Source organism: Lysinibacillus sp. GW823-FHT06C08 (assembly GCF_058795135.1).
In genome coordinates this window covers 1,006,049-1,026,917 of the sequence record NZ_JBXAHN010000001.1, presented here as the reverse complement: position 1 = coordinate 1,026,917, position 20,869 = coordinate 1,006,049, and the positions used below count along the sequence as shown (strand labels likewise).

At 37.4% G+C, this 20,869-nt stretch carries 20 protein-coding genes; 11 read left to right on the top strand and 9 right to left on the bottom strand.

What is annotated here, in order from left to right:
* Positions 1-84 precede the first annotated feature (84 nt).
* Genes AC1Q6O_RS04805 through AC1Q6O_RS04790 form a run of 4 tightly spaced genes read left to right on the top strand, consistent with a single transcriptional unit; the run spans position 85 to position 3,869 of the window.
* Entirely contained in the window at positions 85-957 is an 873-nt protein-coding gene (locus AC1Q6O_RS04805; RefSeq protein WP_008174539.1) for an ABC transporter ATP-binding protein, read from the top strand.
* Between the two features lie 18 nt (positions 958-975).
* Positions 976-1,677 carry a resistance to Congo red protein gene (locus AC1Q6O_RS04800; protein WP_043989765.1) on the top strand — a complete coding sequence of 234 codons (702 nt, stop codon included), beginning with the start codon at positions 976-978 and terminating at the stop codon, positions 1,675-1,677.
* A 32-nt stretch (positions 1,678-1,709) separates the two neighbouring features.
* Positions 1,710-2,417: a response regulator transcription factor gene (locus AC1Q6O_RS04795; RefSeq protein ID WP_008174542.1), complete on the top strand. Its 708-nt coding sequence runs from the start codon at positions 1,710-1,712 to the stop codon at positions 2,415-2,417.
* Positions 2,418-2,426: 9 nt separating this feature from the next.
* The gene (locus tag AC1Q6O_RS04790) at positions 2,427-3,869 is read left to right on the top strand and encodes a HAMP domain-containing sensor histidine kinase (protein WP_089985446.1); all 1,443 of its coding nucleotides are present in this window, start codon (positions 2,427-2,429) and stop codon (positions 3,867-3,869) included.
* Positions 3,870-3,882: 13 nt separating this feature from the next.
* Here the strand turns inward: AC1Q6O_RS04790 and AC1Q6O_RS04785 are convergent, their stop codons facing one another.
* Entirely contained in the window at positions 3,883-4,641 is a 759-nt protein-coding gene (locus tag AC1Q6O_RS04785; RefSeq protein ID WP_492400950.1) for a DUF4184 family protein, read from the bottom strand.
* A 159-nt stretch (positions 4,642-4,800) separates the two neighbouring features.
* On the opposite strand from AC1Q6O_RS04785, the gene AC1Q6O_RS04780 reads away from it, so the two are divergent.
* Positions 4,801-5,559 carry an ABC transporter ATP-binding protein gene (locus tag AC1Q6O_RS04780; RefSeq protein WP_008174547.1) on the top strand — a complete coding sequence of 253 codons (759 nt, stop codon included), beginning with the start codon at positions 4,801-4,803 and terminating at the stop codon, positions 5,557-5,559.
* 3 nt (positions 5,560-5,562) lie between these two features.
* Positions 5,563-7,947 (top strand): ABC transporter permease, encoded by a 2,385-nt coding sequence (locus AC1Q6O_RS04775; protein WP_492400948.1) that lies wholly within the window; start codon positions 5,563-5,565, stop codon positions 7,945-7,947.
* A 62-nt stretch (positions 7,948-8,009) separates the two neighbouring features.
* On the opposite strand, the gene AC1Q6O_RS04770 is transcribed toward AC1Q6O_RS04775, so the two are convergent.
* Positions 8,010-8,453, bottom strand: a complete 444-nt coding sequence (locus AC1Q6O_RS04770; protein ID WP_239355322.1) for a 2-thiouracil desulfurase family protein — start codon at positions 8,451-8,453, stop codon at positions 8,010-8,012.
* A gap of 177 nt (positions 8,454-8,630) precedes the next feature.
* Between AC1Q6O_RS04770 and AC1Q6O_RS04765 the strand changes: the two genes are divergently transcribed.
* Positions 8,631-9,113 carry an NUDIX hydrolase gene (locus tag AC1Q6O_RS04765; protein WP_008174551.1) on the top strand — a complete coding sequence of 161 codons (483 nt, stop codon included), beginning with the start codon at positions 8,631-8,633 and terminating at the stop codon, positions 9,111-9,113.
* 51 nt (positions 9,114-9,164) lie between these two features.
* Here the strand turns inward: AC1Q6O_RS04765 and AC1Q6O_RS04760 are convergent, their stop codons facing one another.
* The 3 genes from AC1Q6O_RS04760 to AC1Q6O_RS04750 form a co-directional block, all read right to left on the bottom strand.
* Complete coding sequence (locus AC1Q6O_RS04760; protein ID WP_492400947.1) at positions 9,165-9,680, bottom strand: DUF6886 family protein; 516 nt, start codon at positions 9,678-9,680, stop codon at positions 9,165-9,167.
* Positions 9,681-9,692: 12 nt separating this feature from the next.
* Positions 9,693-10,433 (bottom strand): class I SAM-dependent methyltransferase, encoded by a 741-nt coding sequence (locus tag AC1Q6O_RS04755; protein ID WP_008174553.1) that lies wholly within the window; start codon positions 10,431-10,433, stop codon positions 9,693-9,695.
* 186 nt (positions 10,434-10,619) lie between these two features.
* Positions 10,620-11,804 (bottom strand): YbfB/YjiJ family MFS transporter, encoded by a 1,185-nt coding sequence (locus AC1Q6O_RS04750; protein WP_008174554.1) that lies wholly within the window; start codon positions 11,802-11,804, stop codon positions 10,620-10,622.
* 112 nt (positions 11,805-11,916) lie between these two features.
* On the opposite strand from AC1Q6O_RS04750, the gene AC1Q6O_RS04745 reads away from it, so the two are divergent.
* The 4 genes from AC1Q6O_RS04745 to solA all read left to right on the top strand — a co-directional run bounded on the left by AC1Q6O_RS04745 (position 11,917) and on the right by solA (position 17,024).
* Positions 11,917-12,807: a LysR family transcriptional regulator gene (locus AC1Q6O_RS04745; protein ID WP_089985435.1), complete on the top strand. Its 891-nt coding sequence runs from the start codon at positions 11,917-11,919 to the stop codon at positions 12,805-12,807.
* 199 nt (positions 12,808-13,006) lie between these two features.
* A complete protein-coding gene (gene guaD, locus AC1Q6O_RS04740) occupies positions 13,007-14,374 on the top strand; it encodes a guanine deaminase (RefSeq protein WP_427535507.1) in 1,368 nt (455 codons plus the stop codon).
* 51 nt (positions 14,375-14,425) lie between these two features.
* A complete protein-coding gene (locus AC1Q6O_RS04735) occupies positions 14,426-15,778 on the top strand; it encodes a uracil-xanthine permease family protein (RefSeq protein WP_492400946.1) in 1,353 nt (450 codons plus the stop codon).
* A gap of 127 nt (positions 15,779-15,905) precedes the next feature.
* Positions 15,906-17,024: an N-methyl-L-tryptophan oxidase gene (gene solA / locus AC1Q6O_RS04730; protein WP_492401027.1), complete on the top strand. Its 1,119-nt coding sequence runs from the start codon at positions 15,906-15,908 to the stop codon at positions 17,022-17,024.
* A 214-nt stretch (positions 17,025-17,238) separates the two neighbouring features.
* Here the strand turns inward: solA and AC1Q6O_RS04725 are convergent, their stop codons facing one another.
* The 4 genes from AC1Q6O_RS04725 to AC1Q6O_RS04710 are packed head-to-tail and all read right to left on the bottom strand — an operon-like array spanning position 17,239 to position 20,760.
* On the bottom strand, positions 17,239-17,802 hold the full coding sequence (locus tag AC1Q6O_RS04725) for a 5' nucleotidase, NT5C type (RefSeq protein ID WP_008174559.1): 564 nt from the start codon (positions 17,800-17,802) through the stop codon (positions 17,239-17,241).
* A 16-nt stretch (positions 17,803-17,818) separates the two neighbouring features.
* Positions 17,819-18,904, bottom strand: coding sequence for an FAD-dependent monooxygenase (locus tag AC1Q6O_RS04720; protein ID WP_492400944.1), 1,086 nt, complete (start codon positions 18,902-18,904; stop codon positions 17,819-17,821).
* Complete coding sequence (gene ribD, locus AC1Q6O_RS04715) at positions 18,901-20,013, bottom strand: bifunctional diaminohydroxyphosphoribosylaminopyrimidine deaminase/5-amino-6-(5-phosphoribosylamino)uracil reductase RibD (RefSeq protein ID WP_492400942.1); 1,113 nt, start codon at positions 20,011-20,013, stop codon at positions 18,901-18,903. Before ribD ends, AC1Q6O_RS04720 begins: the two co-directional genes overlap by 4 nt.
* Before the next feature lie 15 nt (positions 20,014-20,028).
* Positions 20,029-20,760: a GTP cyclohydrolase II gene (locus AC1Q6O_RS04710; RefSeq protein WP_008174564.1), complete on the bottom strand. Its 732-nt coding sequence runs from the start codon at positions 20,758-20,760 to the stop codon at positions 20,029-20,031.
* Positions 20,761-20,869 lie beyond the last annotated feature (109 nt).

Here is a 20,869-nt window from a genome sequence, read left to right as displayed (position 1 = left end):
TCCAATTTCATTGAAGTGAAAGACCAAATTTCTTTATAATAATTTTATAGTCGAGATTTATCTAAAGAATAAAGGTGAGTGAAGATGGCTACTATTTTGGAAGTACAAAACGTTAGTAAACAATTTAATGGGAAAACAGTTTTAGAGCATGCATCGTTTTCGATTGCAGCCAAAGAAATTATTGCGCTTGTCGGAAAAAATGGATCTGGAAAAAGCACTTTACTCAAAATTATTGCGGCTTTCATTAAACCAGACAGCGGTAAAATTGTGGCGCATAAAACTTCGCTAAAAGTCGGTTATGTCCCAGAAGTCACCCCTTCCCATATTTTATTTACCCCGCAAGAATATCTGTATCATATGGGGCGGATTCGGGGTATGCCTAAAAAGCGTCTTTTGCAGAAAATAGATGAATTGCTTGAGATGTTTCAATTAAAAGAGTCTCAAAATACAAGGATCGTCCACTTCTCAAAAGGAATGAGGCAAAAGGTGATGATCATGCAGGCAATGCTAGAAGAAACAGATTTACTAATAATGGATGAGCCATTATCGGGGCTTGATGCCAAAGCACAAAATGATTTCGAACAAATATTGGCCACTGTAAGAGATAAAGGACTAAGCATCATCCTAACTTGCCATGAAACGAAATTACTCGAAAGTCTTGTCGATTCAGTTTTACTTATTCAAGAAAATCAACTCATTCAAGCAAAGGATTTGAATAGCCAGCCTGTATATCGACTAATATTTGATATTGCAAGCCTAGCATTACTCGATGAAATTGTACCTTTGATGGAAATTCAACAAAAACAACCTTTAGCGAATGGTCATTATGAAATCGTATCGATAGTGCAGGCAAAGGATTCAGATCAAATTTTGCTAAAACTACTACAAAAAAATGCCTCTATTAAATATTTAGCTAATGGCCATCACAAAAAAGAACAATTTTCTTCTCATTTTTAATAGGAGGTATCGAAAAAGATGAGCAGTTTATTGCGCTATCAATTTATTAATTATTTAAGAACCTATCAATACGTTCCACCTTTTACAATATTCATCCTCTGTCTTGTCGTTAACTATACGTTTGTGCCTAATCCAATATTAGATAGCTATTCATTTACATCGCTTATTCTGTTCTTTTTAATGGGCTGGTTTACTGTTACATTATTTCATGCTGAGGATGAGGGGCAAAAGTTGATTACTACTCTTCATGCCAAAAGTCCAACACATTACAATATTGGAGTTTTCATTATTTGTGGTTTAATTGCTTTTAGCTTAAGTTGTGTTTCAGTCTTCTATCCTATTCTCATTGATGCGTTTTTCGAAAAACCAACACCATTACATATAGGATTAGGTTTCTTGTCTCATTTTAGTTTATCGATTCTTGCTATTGCACTCACTGCCTTGTTCACAAGAGAGATTGTGAACAATAGGCAAAATACTTGGTGGGGTGTCATAAGTATCCTAATTATTTCTGTCGTTATCGCTACTTTAAAAAACAATATCCAAGCTGGTCTCCTGTGGCTACTACCGCCTGTTCATTTTTCACTAGAAATAATGAGCATTGGCGATCAAATAGAAGTAGTCCCTAACGTATTTTACTGGCATTTTGCTTGGATAATCATTTACGCATTCCTTATCATTACTTTATTTTTCTTCCTCGTTAATCGGAGAAGAAAATGATTTAGACATTAAATTAAGGAGAGATCATTTTAATGAAGAACATCAACGTTCTAATTGTGGAGGACGAAAATGATATTGCCAATATTATAAAGGATTACTTAAGCGTTCATCAGTTCGATTCACATATTGTAAGAACTGGCCATGAAGCTATCCTTTATTTGCAAGAATCCGCTCCAGATTTCGTGATCCTTGATCTTTCTCTACCCGATTGTGATGGGATCGAAATATGCCGTAAGATCCGTGAACATAGTAATGTGGCAATACTCATTTTAAGTGCTAGAGGGAGTGATACCGATAAAGTATTGGGGCTAGGATTTGGTGCGGATGATTATATGACTAAACCATTTTCACTAAGTGAACTAGTGGCAAGAATTAATGCCCATTTACGAAGGCAGGATAGATGGCTTCAAGATCATGACGTTCAGAAGGATGTCCTTCACATTGATAATATCATTATTAATAAGCAGGAATATCTTTTTTTGCGCGATAACAAGCCTATTCCCCTGTCAGCAAAAGAGTTCGAGTTACTATTTTTTCTAGCTAAAAATAGAAATCAAGTCTTCTCCAAAAGTCAGTTGCTTGATGCAGTTTGGGGTTATGACACCTATGGAGACGAAAATACAATTACAGTCTACATTAGACGGATTCGAGAAAAAATTGAAATCAATCCTTCTCATCCTGTTTATCTTCAAACCGTTTGGGGAGTTGGTTATAAATTCAGTACATCCAATCACGTATAGGAGACTCAAATGTACTTAAAAAAATGGATCAACAAATGGATATGGACGCTTATCATCTGTGTTGGACTATTGTTTATAGGAACTCTTATTCTATTCTTTGCTACCAACAAATCTCAAGAAGTATCAGAGGATCAATATGTCATCAATCAAATTCGATTATCCGTGAACCAGTTATTATTGTACATAGAAGATCATCTTTCAATTCTAGAACGAGATTCCGAGATACGTAGTATGCTGCAACAAATGAGCGATGACCAAGAAATTGATATGACCGTACTTCACCTAGATGGCAAAGTAATATTCCATACAAAAGAGAATGACCTTACATCTACGATTCAAATTAAAAATGATATACATTATGATTTATTTACATCACAACAAGAACCGGGAAAAATAAATATTGCTTTTCCTATTGTTAATGATGAGAGTCATGAACAAATAGGAAATGCTATTTTTACCCTAAACAAAGATAGTCTATTTCCATCCAAACAACCAAATTCAAACTACTTATTTTTAGTAGTCATGATGGGCGCTCTGAGCTTCTTTATTATATGCTTCGCCCTATATATGAATAGGAAAGTACAGAAAGACATTTTAACACCATTACATGAGCTGAAAAAAAACACCGAGGAAATTGTCAAAGGGAATTACGAACAAATGAGTAGCTATCCGAAATTGGATGAGCTTGGTGAATTGTATGCCGTATTTGACCAAATGCGATTAGAGATTAAACAATTAGTCATCCAACGAAATGAACAGGAGCAACATCAAAAAAAGCTCATTTCGAATATCTCTCATGATGTGAAAACACCTCTAACTACTATAAAAGCTTATTTGGACGCTATATCTGAGGGCGTTTGTCGAGATGAAGATTCACTTATGTCCTACATTCATATCATGCAGATAAATACGGAAAAAATGTCGAGACTCATTGATGATTTATTTATTCATACATTAAAGGAACTCGGCCACATCCCCATCCATTTAAAAGAACAATATAGCCGAGACGTCCTTACAAACATTTTGCAGCCGATTCACTATTATGTCCAAACAACCAATATTCATTTTATCAAACCTGCAATGATTCCTAATGTCCTTATTCAAGTAGATGAGGGACGGCTAGAGCAGGTTATATCCAACCTTGTTACCAATGCATTAAAGCATACCTCCAATGGAGATACCATAACTATTACTACTTATATTGAAGATCAAACACTTTATATCCAAGTAATAGATAATGGCAATGGGATGCTTCCCGAAGATATGCCCTTTATTTTTGAACGTTACTTTAGAGGTCATCAGGCCGAAAGAGAATCTGCTATTAAAAACGAAGGAGCGGGGCTTGGCCTATCCATTTGTCAGCATATTATGGAGGAACACTATGGTTCAATTTCATTTCATAGCAAGCACAAGGAAGGCACTACCTTTACACTTACACTCCCTATCTCGTAAAAAGACTCCCATTTTAGGTAGTCTTTTTATGGTTCATCGTTCTTTTCCGATATGCTAAACAGATGGAAAGGGTCAGTACACTACAAAAAAATGAATCGATGATACGGACAACCCATACCCCGTAGCTGCTTAACGGAATGCCATTGATCCACTGCCAAAAACATACATAAACAAACGTTAAGAAAGCTAGCGCACTCCAAAAAACTATTTTTTTCTGAGGAGATACCGCCGGCACTTTATTATGTTTGATCAAAGATGCCCTGTAATACATATATCCAAAAATAAGCGTAATGCCTAACAATGTACTTCCGTGCTGTAAAAACTTATAAATGGGGATATGAAATCCAAATAAAGTAAATGTTTGAGAAAGAAAACGAAGATTGGTCACCATATACCCATTTTGATGTGTAAATGAATCCCATATGACATGGGTTAGCATACCTAATAATGCTGAATAACTAAAAACAATGATTTTCCATGTTTTAGTCCCTGAAATTTGATAGCTATTAAAATCCTGTAAAAATTCTGGTAAATGGCTCATGATTGGTTGATGGATAAACCGATGATAAATCAAGTAGATTATTAGTACGAGTGGAAGATTGAATAAAAAGAACCCTGCAAATGTATGACCAATCTCCCCTATTGGGCGTCCCCTTAAAAAGTATTCGAAATCTGGAGCCATGCTACCTAATACCAAGGCAGAAAAATGAATATATTTACTTTTTCGAGAAAAAGGTAGGACCGCTGCTGGATGAGCAAATGTTAATGGCATAACTTCCATCTCCTTTTATGACATCTTTCAAATCGTTTACTACAACGTTTTTTTGTTCAAAAGGTTACTTTGACTGTAAGAATTTATTAATAATTTCATAAGGACCTACTAATAATTACATATTACACTAAAGAAAATAAATCAAAAGGAGGCCTTACTATGGAAAAAGAAGTACTGATACGAGCCCAAAATGTATGTAAAACCTTTTCAACGGGTAGCGAACAATTCCATGCCATTAAAAATATGAATATTGATATTTATAAGGGGGATTTCACTGTTATTATGGGGAATTCTGGTTCTGGTAAGTCAACGCTTCTTTATCTTTTAAGTGGACTGGATACGATTACGGCAGGTGAAATTTACTTTCAAGGGGAGAAGCTAGATACCTTTTCAGAAAGAAAGCTAGCGTCCTTTCGCTCACAGAAGGTTGGTTATATCTATCAAAATAGCAATCTCATCCCTGATTTGACGCTGCTAGAAAATATCGCCCTTCCTGGATACATCGCCAAAACTAATAAAAAAGTAATTATCCAAAAAGCAGAACAGCTACTACATTTAATGGGTCTTGATAAGCAACGAAATCGTTTACCTTCTCAAACATCAGGTGGTCAGCAACAAAGAGCTGCAATAGCTAGAGCATTGGTTAATAATCCTGAAGTGCTTTTTGCGGATGAACCAACTGGTAGTTTAAATTACGATCAAGGGGTAGCCGTATTAGATATCTTAACTAATTTAAATAGAAAAGGGCAATCTGTTGTTATGATAACCCATGATATAAAGGCAGCTTGTCGTGCAAATCGTCTTATTATCATTCAAGATGGAAAAATAGATGGGGTATTAAACTTCGAAAAATATGATCATCTTAATATACAAGAGCGAGAACATATTATCTTTTCTTATGTTGCTGGAAAGGAGTAGTCGATGTACGCAATTGTCACTCTTTGTTCCTCCCATTTAAGAAAAAGAAAATTGCAAAATAGTCTGATGGTTGTCCTTATTTTCCTATCAACGCTTTTACTCGCTACTTCTGTAACCATACTAATAAATACGAACAATATTTTTGAAAAAGCCCATTTTGATTCAAATGGTGCCCATCAAATTTTAACAATGGGTGATGATGTTCATAACCCTTTTGCCGTAAACGATTGGTGGCAGGAGCAGCAAGGGGTAACTTCCTCCGACTTAATACCCTATAGAAATTTATCTGGAATTACCTTCGATGGGAAAGAAATGCCCAATCTCTATTTATTTATGATGGATACGCAAAAAATGCCTTCAATGATCGATCAATTATTATTTTCTGAGGGAGAAAAGCAAACATCTCCACCTAAAGGGACCATTTGGATTCCTACCTCATTGGCATCAAGTGCTCACATTTCACTTGGCGATGCAATTGAATTTAATACAGGTGAGAGAACGTTTAGCTTAATGGTTTCAGGTGTTGTAGTAGATATGCCCTATGGTGGTCCTTTTACAACAAACGCTCGTATTTGGATGAACAATATTGACTATCAGTTGCATTTAGCATCCATGATCGGTACTGAACAATACATGATGGCACTACGCTTTGACGATTATCAGCAAAGCTCTAGCTATTGGCGTGATTTTGAAAACTATCTGCTAGGACCTTATCTCGAATCTAAAATGGAATATGAAGAAATAGCTTCTTTTTATTTAATTATTAATAAAATCATTGGTTTTATCATGATTGCCTTTGGTATAGCTATGCTTCTGGTATCTTTATTTATCATTGGTTTTAGCATTTCCGACGCCATTTTAGCGAACTACAGAACAATAGGCGTTATGAAATCTCTCGGTCTATCGTCTCTACAGATAAGTGCTACTTACGTATTACAATTTGGCTTGTTATCTGCTTTCTCGATCATACCTGGACTCATCGTAAGTAAATTTCTTTCCAGAATCATTATAGAAAGCTCCTTATCCTACCTTAAAGCAGGAAATCATTTAGCCATTCACCAAGATACTCGACTAACCGTGCTAATTGCCCTCATCCTATTTGGGATTGTGCTACTCACCGCCTTTTTCTACTCAAACAAGGCACGCAAGGTGGAACCTGTCCAAGCAATCAAATATGGTATGTCGGAAAGTGCAAATAGTAAAATAAATCGTCGTAGAAGCAGCTCGAGTAGACTATTTCGTTTATCTAATCTACCTATTCAACTTCAAATTGGACTGAAAAGCATAACAAAAAATTTAAAAAGTTCCATACTAATTATAGCGCTTACCTCTATAACATCTGCCATACTCGTCTTTAGTGTGGTCATATTGAATAGTTTTATCTCCATCAAAGAGACTTCACCCTCGTGGGGGTATGATGCATCACATGTAGTAGTAACCGTATTTAATAAAGAGACATTTTCAAAACAACAATTTGAAGATTTTTTACTGGAAGATGAACGTATTAAAGATTATGCATGGCTAGATCAATTAACGGGAGTACTTCCTAACGACAACAATTCGCCATTAAATATCAGTGTCAATGTCATCGAGGGTAGCTTTGATGCCGTTGGCTATGAAACCATGTTTGGACGTAATCCTGTCAGTAAAAATGAGATAGCTATCGGCATTAATGTCGCGCGGTCTTTAAATAAAAATATTGGAGATATCGTAGAAGTTTACATTGAGGGGAAGCAGCACTTTCTGATCATTACAGGAATCTATCAATCTATAGCAAATATGTCCAACTCAGCGAGAATTTCAGCAGATGTTATTAAAGTTTATAACGCTACCTATTCTGCTTCTGAAATTAGTATGATGAATCTATTAGATGTAACATCCGCTCCTCAAATTGTCGAGGATTTGAATGCTCACTTTAAAAGCTCTATATCAGCAGTCACACAACAAGTATTACTAGATGCTGTTTTTAAAGAAGTTGTAGCCGTATTAGTTATCCCACTTTCAATCGTTGGCTTTTTATTTATCATCGTAACATGCATCATTATTTTTAGTGTATCGAGAATTAATGTTAGAAAAGAAAGTAGTACGTATGGAATTTATAAATCCATTGGAATGACCTCTCCAAATATTAGGTGGTCGATTACATCCGGTATTTTAATTCTTTCTATTTTCGGCGCAATCGGAGGATTTATTATCGGTATAAAATTAATTCCACTTGCTCTCCATTCCATTATTTTAGAATACGGCTTACTTGAACTTCCGCTTGTGATCAACTGGCCGATGAGTATCGGAATAAGCCTTGTAAGTGTAATGGCAGCTTGTTTTGGCGGCTGGGTCTCTACAAAAGTTATAGCTAAGACTTCACCTCGAATATTAATTGTGGAATAAGCTTGGCCCCTACAAATTAGGGGCCATTTCCATGGAGTGATTTTTGGAGGAACCGTCATTCACTAAATATCTTCTTCCGATAGCACGACAATATTATTTCTTCGAAGTAAGGCAGTGGTTACGCCTTCCCCGACTATTTTAGTACCGTTGAACTCGCCATTATAAATCGCTGCACTACCACAGGACGGGCTATCTTCCTTTAAGACGACCTGTGTCGCTCCCACCTCTAGCGCTTTCTGTAAGGTCGCATACGCCCCCTTCATATATAGCTCTGTGACATCACGGCCAGACCTTTCAATAACGGTAGCTTTGCCATCAAGAACATCGTCTCCATTGCCTCCCACTATTTCAGCAGGCTCACGAGGTGTTGAAAATCCTCCCATGAGCTCAGGACAAACGGTGATAGCCTTTTTCTCTAACACAAGCTTTTGTAATCTGTCATCTATACAGTTCGTACTGTTATAACGAACATTTAATCCTGCTAAACAAGCACTTATTAAAATCACTCTATTCCTCTCCCCTTTACGATCATCGTCTATATGAATAACATCATTTTAACATGTGTCTCTGAAAAATTACTAAGTGGCCTAGTATTTTCTCTGATACAATACGTATCAAAGCAGTTCTAGTTTCTTAGAAATGGAAAGGGAATTTATAAAGAAAAGAAGGAGGAGTAGATTGTCGTGGAATTTACGATTTGTTTTTTAAAAAAGGGTGAGCACATCCTATTACTTAATAGAGACTATCCAACTTGGATGGGCGCATGGAATGGTGTAGGTGGAAAAATTGAACAAAATGAAACACCTTTAGCTGGTGCCCTAAGAGAAATTAAAGAAGAGACAGGTATTACGGTTGAGGATATTACTTATAAAGGTAAAATCACATGGACAGATGGGGTCATTGATTATGGCTGTATGTATGCGTTTATAGCAGAAATTCCTGATTCATTTACATATGTTACACCGATAAAGGTTGCAGAGGGCATTCTTGATTGGAAGGAGCTTACTTGGATTTTCCACCCTGAAAATGTAGGCATTGCAGATTTAAAGTATTATTTGCCTACAATGCTTAATGAAACTACGAACTACGAATACATCTTTACTTATCAAGACAAAAAATTAGTCAATATCTCTTCAACACCGATTGAACAAACATCTAACGTATAATAAATAACTAAGCCTCGTCTATGTAAAAAATACATGACGAGGCTTGTTTACTTAATATCTTGGCTGGGCGCAGCGCATTCGACACATTGACCAATGTAACGTTGTATGCTGAATTTCATCATGAATGTCCCTTAGGCTATCTACTATTCTCAATTCGACATTACGTTCTAACATTGCACTATATATATCATCGATTTCAAATAACGCAATAGGAATTTGAGGCGTTTCACTAACCGAATAGCCCGCATTTTCATCCTGTAGCGTAAATCCGTTACCCTCAAACTCATATAAGTATAATCTTGTACTTTTCAATACCTCCACCCATTTGCGTTCGATAACCACTACATGAGGCGCTGTAGTGAGATAATGCTGTCTGTCCTGATTTGTCGTTTTACTCCCAGCATGAAAACAAACACGCGGACAATCTCTCGGAGTTAAATAATTAGGCAGGCATCTCTCGTTGATCGCCCATACAAGACCTTTGCTTGCATCTAAATCTGGTCGCTCAGGTATACGAGGATGAAAAATCGATATCGTAGGGTCTTCACTAACATGAAATAATCTCACGGTCTCTCCTCCTTAATTTTTCAGTTTAAACACTATAAAATCAGCACAATGCAAATCTTCCTCAAATTGAGGGTACTTTTCAAGCATCTCTTGTGACGGTCTCGGCTCTATAATTTTTTCTATATGAAAGCCCGCTTCCGTAATTGCTTCCACATAGCTTGTTAATGTGCGATGAAACAATACAATAGGTGGGTCTGCAGCTAGTTGTTGATAAACACCTTCATAAAAGTAACGCTGTACCTTCCAATACTGCTGATCCAGCTGCTCATGTCTAATCCATCCACTATTTGGCGTGACAAAGCAGGGATGCAATATTGAAAAAACAAAAGTGCTATTCGGCTTTAAAAGACGATACATCTCACGTATTGTAGCACGATAATCCTCTAAATCTTGAAGTACCATATTCGAAACGATACAATCAAATTGATTGTCTGCTAAGAACGTTAAATTTTCACAATTACCATGAAAAAATTGAACGGGCAACTGCTGTGGTGTTCTTTCCATAGCAATGTCTAGCATTTTTTGTGAAAAATCAACAGCCGTTACGATAGCCCCTTGTTTCACTAGTAATCTACTTAAGTATCCTTCGCCACACCCCGCATCTAATAGATGCTTTCCATCCACCTCTCCCAGTAGAGAAAATATAGTGGGGTTTAATAGTACTTCACGATGAATATCACCATACTCATGATAATTAGCGGTATACCTTTCCGCATATTGATTCCAACGTTTAATGGCTTGTTCTGTATTCATAAAAATACCTCATTTCAATGTAAAATCGTAACGTTACGTCCCATGTGCACTTGTCTATTTTTCCATATAAAGAAAAAAATATATAGACTTTTATTTAATTTTTTAATATCATGTAGATAGAGGCACGCCTTCTTTAAGTAAATGACTCAAGCCAGAAATCCATATAGGATTTCTGGCTTTTATGCTTTATATCGAAATGGTATGTTCAGCAACAGCTTCTTTTTTTATGGTCAGCCATCTGCCCACTAACATCACTAGTAATGCCACAAAGACGATTATACCCGCAAAGACTAGCGCTGCCTTATAGCTATTATAAATATTGACCAGCTGACCCGCGACAATAGGTCCAATTATTTGTCCAAACGCATAAAACGTTGTTAGTAATGATACAACAAATCCACTTTGTGTAGGAAAAAGTTGCCGTGCATAGGATGTAGTCAGTGTCACAATACCTACAAAGGTTAGACCGAATAAAAATGATGCTACTAATACACTCCATACAGTTTGTGAAAATACAGGTAACAAGATGCCTATTACTTGAAGTATGTATGCCACAAACAAAATTTTTATTGCTGAAAACTTCTCTAATAAGATCGTCCAAACAGGTGCCGATGGGATTGCCGCTAATCCTACAATGACCCAGCTATACGAGGAGTACGCTTGGAGAGAAGGAATATTATGAATAATATCCACTAAAAAAGTACCTGTAATAATATACCCTAGTCCCTCAAGTCCATATGACAAAATAAGCCATGGCATAAAGCCCTTTGTCATTTTCGTATTAGAAGAATTCGCTACTTTTAACGTATCTTGAATCTCTAAACCTCTCCATAAAATAGTAGTAATCAGTAAAAAAACAACTGATAGTATGCCTAGTCCTAACCATGTTCCTTGCCATGCAAGTCTCGCTTCAATAAGAGGAACGCATATGCCTGAAATGGCAATTCCTAGCCCTATACCACTAAATACATAGCCCGACCATCGGGATAGTGAGTGTTTCGCCAAATAATCCATGACAATACTAGACGTTAAAACAAAAATTAGTCCACCTGTAATACCAGCGATTAATCGAAGAATTAACCATATACTATACAGCTCCATCAAGCCCATTAATCCAACTGATAGGACATTAAAAATAACACTTACCATTAAAATTTGTTTACGCTGACGATGAATAAAGCCCGCCCATAGTGCACCAATGAAATAGCCAATATAATTACTTGAAGCTAAAAACCCAGCAACTTCTAAAGAAAATCCTACATCCTGTCGCATAAACGGTAGAATCGGCGTAAAAGCAAATCGACTAATGCCCATAGCGATGACGAGTAATAAAATTCCTCCGAAAACAATCCCCATATGTTGACGATTCATAGTGTCCCCCCTTTCCCCTATTGTAATTAAAAGGATACCGAGCAAAAATTAATAAATCTAATATATAATCTATATAAATGCATAAAAATAATTTATAAAAGGTGTGTCTATCATGAATCTACATGCACTGCGGTTATTTACAAAGGTAGCCGAGCTCAATAGTGTTTCCAAAGCTGCGCAAGCCCTTATGATTAGTCAGCCCGCTGTAACCATTCAAATTCGAAATTTAGAAAAAGAACTAGGTTTAACATTGCTAGAATCGAAAGGTAGAGGTATTACACTAACTCAGAGCGGTGCCTTTTTATATAAACAAGCACAGCGCTTATTTGATTTAGAAATAGATATCGAAAATAAAGTAGAACAGTTAAAAAATACAGGCCATGAGGAATTACAAATTGCTTCCACACATGTGCCCTCTCATTTTTTATTACCTAAATTATTAGCCCATTTTAAACAAGTCTACCCAACTACGCATATTCATTTAAAAACAGCTAATTCACAGCAAGTAATAGAGGAGTTACTCCATTATAAAGCAGATTTAGCCTTTATCGTTAAAGAAGATGGTCATCACCCTGATATTCATTACCAATTTCTGATGAATTTAGATTATTGGTTTATTGTGCCATACAATCACTCATTAGCCGGTCAAACGGTTTCACTTTCCGAACTCATGCAACAGCCCTTTGTCACAAGAGAAGATGGTAGCTCCACAAAGGAATATTTAAATGCATTATGTAAAGTACATAAGATACCCCCACCTAAAGTGGGACTACAACTAGATGGAATCAATGAGTCCATTCATGCAATTGCAGCTGGTTTCGGGACGATGCTTGCCCCATCCATAGCAGCATCCAGCTTTATCCAGCAGCAACAAATAGCACGAGTGTTTATTGAAAATATTGACATTCAGCGCCCAGTTTATCTTTGTACACGGAAAAATGAACAACCTCATTCTTCTTCATTTAATAACTTTCTTCATATCATTCATGAAACAACTTCTTAGAAAAAAAGGCACTCTAGCATCAAAAAAGAGTGCCTTTTTCTATCTTTCAGCGTCTGTCAAAGCTGTAAAAATGTAGGCTGAGCCATTTTTTTACCACTAACCACCCCCTATTATTATTCGTTTTTTTATAGACTTAATAGTTTAAATAGCCTATAATAATCCGTGTTATTATCAATAAACGAACATTAAGGTGGTTTTTATGGCTGAATATACGCAAATTTTCAAAGGAACAGCTTTTACTAGTAAATCTGCTACTGAAGTTCAGATTTTAAAAGATTATTTATTTTTCATTAATGCAGATGGCATGATTGAAAAAACAGTCTCTCCTGAACATGTTGATTACCAACAACTATTAACTACATACCAACACCATAAACATTTTCATCCATTAGATGAAGGTCAATATTTCTTACCAGGATTTGTCGACTTGCATGTACATGCACCACAATGGGCGCAATCTGGTACAGCTTTAGACATACCACTTTATGATTGGTTGAACACATATACCTTCCCTATCGAATCAAAATTTTCGGATTTAGTATTTGCTCAAGAGGTTTACGAAGATTTAGTGAGCACACTCCTTGCTAACGGCACTACAACATCCTTATATTTTGCGACGGTTCATAAAGAGGCTAGTATTCTTTTAGCAAAAATTTGTGCTGAAAAGGGGCAACGAGGATTAGTCGGAAAAGTGGTGATGGATGATCCTGAACAAAATCCTCATTTTTACCGAGATGCTACTACACAAACAGCTCTTGCTGATACAGAAGAATTCATTTTAGCTGTTAAGGATTTAGCAAAGACAACTAAGCAAGGTGTATATCCTGTTGTCACTCCTCGCTTCATTCCAAGTTGTACCGACCATGCTTTAAAGGGCTTAGGGGAATTAGCAGCAAAATACAATACACATATCCAATCTCACTGTAGTGAAAGTGATTGGGAACATGGCTACGTCAAGGAAAGATTCCATAAAAATGATGCTGAGGCTCTCCATGATTTTGGTTTATTAGGCGAAAAATCTGTTATGGCCCATTGTAATTTCCTAAGCGATGATGATGCACGTTTATTTGCTGAGACAGGCACAGCTATCGGTCATTGCCCAATATCTAATGCCTATTTTGCAAATAGCGTTATTCCCATTGCCCGTTTCCATGCACTCGGCGTTGATATTGGATTAGGTTCAGATATATCTGGTGGATTTTCCCCTAGCCTTTTCGATAATGCAAGACAAGCTGTCATGTCATCGAGAATGCTTGAAGATGGGGTAGATACAGCAATCGCAGCCAACAGACGTGGTGTTCCAAATTCACGTATTACGATTAATGAAGCCTTTTATCTAGCGACAGCTGGTGGCGGTGAAAGCTTAAGCCTTCCAATTGGTCGTTTACAGGAAAACTATACATGGGATGTACAAATCATTGATACAAAGACCCATTCTGCAAAACTTCCGATTTTCGATAGCCAAGAAGCATTACACGATATTTTCCAAAAAATGATGTATCTTGTCCGTCCTGAAAATATCCGTGAGGTTTGGGTCCAAGGGAATAAAGTTCATTCTAGGGACTAATGATTCATCAACTGTCTATTAAAAATTTATCAATATGAGGTGCACATTTTCGTGGAAACGCAACATAGCAAACTAACTAATACAACGAGAAAAACAACCAAATTAACCGTACTGCCAGATGAAAAAGTTTCGATTGGTCAATCAGCGTTACTAGGTTTACAGCATGTCATGGCAATGGATGTTTACGTTGTCCCATTTTTAATCGCCATGCTAATTGGCTTACAAACTGGTCAAGCCAGTGCATTAATACAATCAACCTTTATTGCTGCAGGGCTTGCAACTATTATACAAACACATTTCTGTATGAAATTACCAATGGCGCAGGGCCCTTCCTATGTTCCACTAGGAGCAATCGTTGGTATTTACGCAGCCAGTGGCAGTGGGGATTTAGGGTGGAGCACAATATTAGGCGCAAGCTTAGTTGGTGCCATTTTAGTAATTATTTTAGGCTACACAGGTATCTTCAATAAAATTGTACTAACATTTATTCCGCCAATTGTAGGGGGAACAATTATTTTTGTTGTTGGTCTATCGTTAATGCCTGTCGGTTTAAGCGATAATATTTTTAATGGAGCAGGTGCATCCATTCAACAAAATATTTATTTAGCATTGATATCAGCAGTAGTCCTAATGATTTGTGTAATGCTAGGTACAGTCTTCCATCAAAAGGGGCGTCTATTCCGTATTGGCTCCGTTATTATTGCTTTAATAGTTGGTAGTATTGCTGCAAATATGATGGGAGTTTTAGATTTATCAGCTGTTTCACAAGCAAAATGGTTTAGTATGCCTCAAATTCCATTCGCGGATTTCAGCTTTAGCTTTAATATTTCTGCCATTATTACAATGGTCATTATTTATATTGTCTTAATGGCGGAAACAACAGGAACATGGTTTGCTATTAGTAATGTTATCGATAAACCTTTAACGGATCAGCAAATTAATCGAGGTGTTGTCGGTGAAGGGATTGGCTGTTTTATTGCTTCATTACTAGGTTCTACACCAGTAACTGGTTACTCAACAAATGCAGGGGTAATTTCCATTACAGGAATTGCCAGTCGTCGCGTATTTATCGCTGCGGGTATTTGGTTTATTGTTTTTGGCTTCTCTGGTAAATTAGCCGCTCTCATTTCAGCCATTCCCTCGGCTGTCATTGGAGGAGTATTTGTCATTGTTTGCGGCATCATTGCTATTAGTGGTTTACAGGTCATGAAAAATGAACATATTGGCGAAAAGGAAATGTATGTGATTGCTATTCCAGTTATTTTAACGTTAGCATTGACATTATTACCAGATGATTTCTTGTATTCATTACCGACAACTGTTCAATATTTATTCGGCTCACCAATTGCCACAGCTGCACTCGTAGCCATTATCCTCAATAAAATATTACCACGCTCAAAATAATGAACAATTTCATGCACAACCCACTTTCACTATTAGTGAGCGAGGGTTGTGCTTTTTTAATTTTTCAAAAATTTCTGTTTCATTTTCTAGCAATCTGTTATACTTGAGTAAAAAAGTAGGGATTATTATGGTATATGATGTCATTATAGTTGGGGCAGGCTCTATGGGGATGGCGGCAGGTTATTATTTAGCGAAGGCAGGAAAAAATGTCTTGATGCTGGATGCTTTTGATCCCCCACATGAGGAAGGTAGCCATCATGGAGAGACAAGAATTATTCGCTTTGCCTATGGGGAGGGAGCTAGCTATGTACCTTTCGTGAAAAGAGCTGGGGAGCTATGGCAGGAGCTCGAATCTTTAGCAGATGAAAACTTATTTTTACAAACTGGTGTAGTAAATATCGGAGAACCAACCTGCAGTTTTATTCAAAATGTAAGAGCCAGTGCTACACTTCATGAATTAGCACTCGAACACTATTCAGCAGCTGAAGCCATGAACAAATGGTCTGGATTATCTTTACCAGCTAATTTAGTGGCCTGCTTTGAGCCGACAGCTGGTGTCCTTCGAGTTGAAGCATGTATTCGAGCCTATAAAAAGCTAGCTTTGGAAGCTGGGGCACGCTTACAAACAAATGAAAAAGTTGTTAGCATCCAAGCTGGAGAAATGGTGCAAGTTCAAACGGCCAATCAAGTCTATGAAACAAAGCAATTAATTGTCACTGCTGGGGCATGGGCAACTGAGCTACTTCAAACGTTGGATATCTCCCTCCCTGTTACACCAACGCGAAAAACCTTTGCATGGTTCGAAGCGGATGAAGAGCTTTATAGTGAAGAGGTCTTTCCAGCCTATTGCTTTGAATTCGCCGATTCCTCTTACTATGGCTTCCCTAGCATTGATGGTGCAGGACTAAAGCTAGGTCGACATGATGGTGGCGAAGAAATAAATCCAAATGGGCCTCTTCATCCATTCGATGACAAGGATCGTGCAGATTTACAACATTTTATTCAGCAATTTATGCCTCGGCATGGCGCATTAAAATACGGGAAAACATGCAAATATTCCATGACGCCAGATGAAGACTTCATCATTGATTTCTTACCTACTCATCAAAATATTATAATCGCGGCAGGTTTTTCAGGTCATGGCTTTAAATTTAGCAGTGCTGTTGGAGAAGCTCTCGCAGAATTAACGTTATATGGTGAATGTCAGCAGGATCTAACACGCTTCCACCTTAGTCGATTCCATTAATTTTGGATACATGTGGGAAACGGCATTAATTGGATGCTTCATCATAAAAGCAGATGGGAACGTAAGGCGGCAATTTCAGTCCTGGAAATAAGCGACGTTACTTTAATTCATTCTAAATCAATCTACTATTTCATTTTTATTAGACTAAAAAGAACCCCAAATGATAGTAACTTTATCAGTCACTATAATTTGGGGTTCATCCATATAGAGAATCTTACGCTTCAATAAGTGCTAAAAAATCCTGCCAATGATGCAATCTTGGTAACTCAACATGCTGATTATACGATTGATTTTTTAACACTACTTTTGTCTGTATATTGTGAAGTGTCTCCAGCACTGCTGGTTTATCATCTACATAAACATCTAAAGCAAGATCTTTTATAATCGCTACCTTCTCTGCATCTTGCATACCACAGAAAAAATGGCCCTCTTTTATTGGAAATCCTTGTGCTCCCATCCATTCTTTTGTTTGTGTACAAAATTGCTTCGGACGAGAGGTAATGTAGTAAATATCATGGCCATGCTCCGCTAAAGCTTGTAGCATTTTTAATGACCCTTCAAAAGAAGGACAGTTCGTAAAATAAATCTCTTCTAATGAACTGTTCCACATCGCTGCTCCCTCTGCATCTGATAAGCCAAATGGCTCATGAATTTCAACTCTTTTTAGCGTATGAAAAATATCAATCGGAATATTTTTTCCCATTTTTTTATTGTAAATAGCAAAGGCATGTGCCCGTAAATCTATTAGTGTATCATCAATGTCAAAACCAAATTTCATTAGGTGTTACTTCCTTTCATGATGCTCTATTGACAAAATGAGCAGAAAAAGTTTGTTCACTCTCTATTTGTACTGCTAAGACATCCTCAATAGCTTGCTTTCGCATATGCTGAAAATCTTGAACATTAAAATGAGCTAATGATTCCTTATCTAATAGAGACGCCAAACAATCAGCATCTTTTAACGCACTGTTCAGGCCAAATGCTCCGGTTGGCGTCATCGTATGAACCGCATCGCCTAATAGCACAAGACCTTTCGTACCCCAACAGTTACAGAGGCAGCTGAAAACATCTAACAGCACAAAATCTTTCCAAGACTGAATATGTTCCTTTACTGGCTCAGATAATGCGGGAAATTGCGTCGTAAGCTGTTGGATAAAAGGTATAAATGATTGTTTTCTGAGCTGTGGATAGCTCCCCTGTTCAATATTCCACCCAATTTGAATAAAGCCACCAGCTTGCGTGAACAATGATAGTTGCTTATCTCCGATTAATGCCATTTTAATAGAGGGCTCCCAGTCTGAAGGCGCTGGAATTTTAGCCCATAATAAGTCAAAGCCATGTTTTTGTTTTTGAACATCAATATGTGCTGCCTTACGAATCGTAGAATAGCGTCCATCAGCACCGATTATTAGTTGACTATTGATCTTTATGGTTGTTCCATCTTTTATGGCGATTACGCCTTTATAATTACCTGATGCGTCCTGGATGAGCTCCGTTACCTTCGTATGTAGCAGGCAAGTAAAGTGAGAAAATAGCAGCGTTTTTTGTAAAATTCCTTTTAATAGATTAGCTTGAGGAACATGAATTCCTAGATGGCCGACAGAGTCATTAGGAAAAATTGTTTTAAAGGCATTACCATCTGCATAATATTCTAGCTTTTCCATACGTAGTAAGCCGAGCGACTCGACTGCTTCGAAAAGTTGATGACTTTTTAAAACAGCCTCGCCTTCTTCATTTAAATGTTCGCCACGAAAAGACTTACCTAGGACCACATTTTGTTCTAGTAGAATGACCGATAGCCCTTTTTTGACTAGTAAATAAGATAAAAGAGCACCAGCTGGTCCAGCCCCTACTATACAAACATCCGCTTCATAGTTCAATTTCCTTCACCTTGCTTTGGATAAGCGATAATACGTAAATCCTCGCCTATCTTATCAAATGAGGCAAATTCAATATCCCATGCCTCATTCATGAAAGAGGGGTTATCGCCCGCAAATGGCGTTAAGGATAAATTCCCTCCTAGAACCTTTGGCGCTACATAAATCACATACTTGTCAATGGCACCTTGCTGTAAAAATGAAGCATTCACTTTACTACCACCCTCTAGCAAAATATCTGTAATGCCGTGTTCATAAAGTCTTGCAAGCATTTCATCAATATTTAGCCCACGCTCGTTCTTCTCTATAGGTAAAACTGTAAGGCCTTTATCTGTAAATGAATCGACCTTTTCCTGGCTAACCTCATTGCTGCAAACAAGAATTGTTGGGGCTTCTTCCGTATTGAACACATTCGCATCTAATGGTGAACGTAATAAACTATCCATAATGATGCGTGTTGGGTTTTTCCCATAGCCTTCGATTAATCTTGTTGTTAAAGACGGATTGTCAGCGATGACTGTACCAACACCAACTAGAATACCATCTACCTCATGGCGAATATGGTGAACATCCTCACGCGCAGCATCACCTGTTACCCATTTAGAATGACCTGTATGCGTAGCAATTTTCCCATCTACAGTCATAGCAAATTTTGAAATAACAAACGGTCTTTTAGTGAGCATATTATGGATAAAGCGTTCATTTAAACGGCGTGCTTGTTGCTCCAAAACACCGACCTCCACTGCTATACCTGCATCGCGTAGCAATTGAATGCCACGACCTGCTACAGTAGGATTAGGATCTTGCATGGCAACCACCACTCGACTAACACCAGATTCCTTCACTAAATTCGCACAAGGAGGCGTTTTACCAAAATGTGAACAAGGTTCAAGCGTGACATATAGTGTAGCATTCTTTGCATGTTCACCAGCCATACGAAAAGCATGAACTTCTGCATGTGGTTCGCCTGCTTTTCTGTGTAAACCAGTACCTACAATAATGTCATTTTTGACAATTACCGCCCCGACAAGTGGATTAGGGTTTGTATTGCCTTTTGCACTAGCTGCTAGGTCTAGAGCTAGTTGCATGTATTTTTCGTCTTTATTAGTCATGGTCGCCACCTCCACTTATTGTTTTTCTCGTAAATGTCCAGATTTCTCAACCTTCGTTTCCAAATAAAAACGATTCGTTTCCGTTAAGCCACCCCATAAAGGAACATGCCCTTCTGCCGCTAAGCCTCGAGCCAGTAAAGCAGCCAATTTTTTAGGATTATTTGTAATAAGTGTCACAGGCTTTGCACGTAGAGTAGCTAAAACTGCGAGTGCTTCTTCATATGAACGTGTATCGTCAGGGAAGCCAAGTGCATGGTTTGCCTCTACTGTATCTAGCCCTTCTTCTTGTAATAAATAAGCGAGTGATTTAGAGAATAATCCGATGCCTCGCCCTTCATGATCAGCTAAATAAAAAATAGCTCCACAGCCGTGCTCTACAATCATTTTCATAGATTCATGCAATTGATAGCCACAATCACAGCGCTGACTGCCAAATATGTCACCAGTGTGACAAATACTATGCATGCGGATTAAAGCATCTTCTGAATGGGTAAAATCACCATATACAAGAACTGATGATTGCTGTAAAAAAGCCAAATTGGCTGTAGCTAAGCCATCAATGATTTCTTCTTTCGATACATTCACATCTACTGTAAGCCAGTTATACCACTGAAATGTAGCAGAAAAGTCACCTTGTTTAACAGGCAAATTCACAGGACCAACTAGGCAAATATTTTCTGTATTCGTGTGCTTTATAACTGTCATTTTATCTTTCACTATGTCCATAATTTTAGTAGTAATTGTCATATTAATCTCCAACCTTCTATAGGAAACAGTTGGTTAAAAACACCAACTGAGCACATGTATTTTCACAACACTTACATAACGTAACTTAGTTTATAATAATAACTAAAAA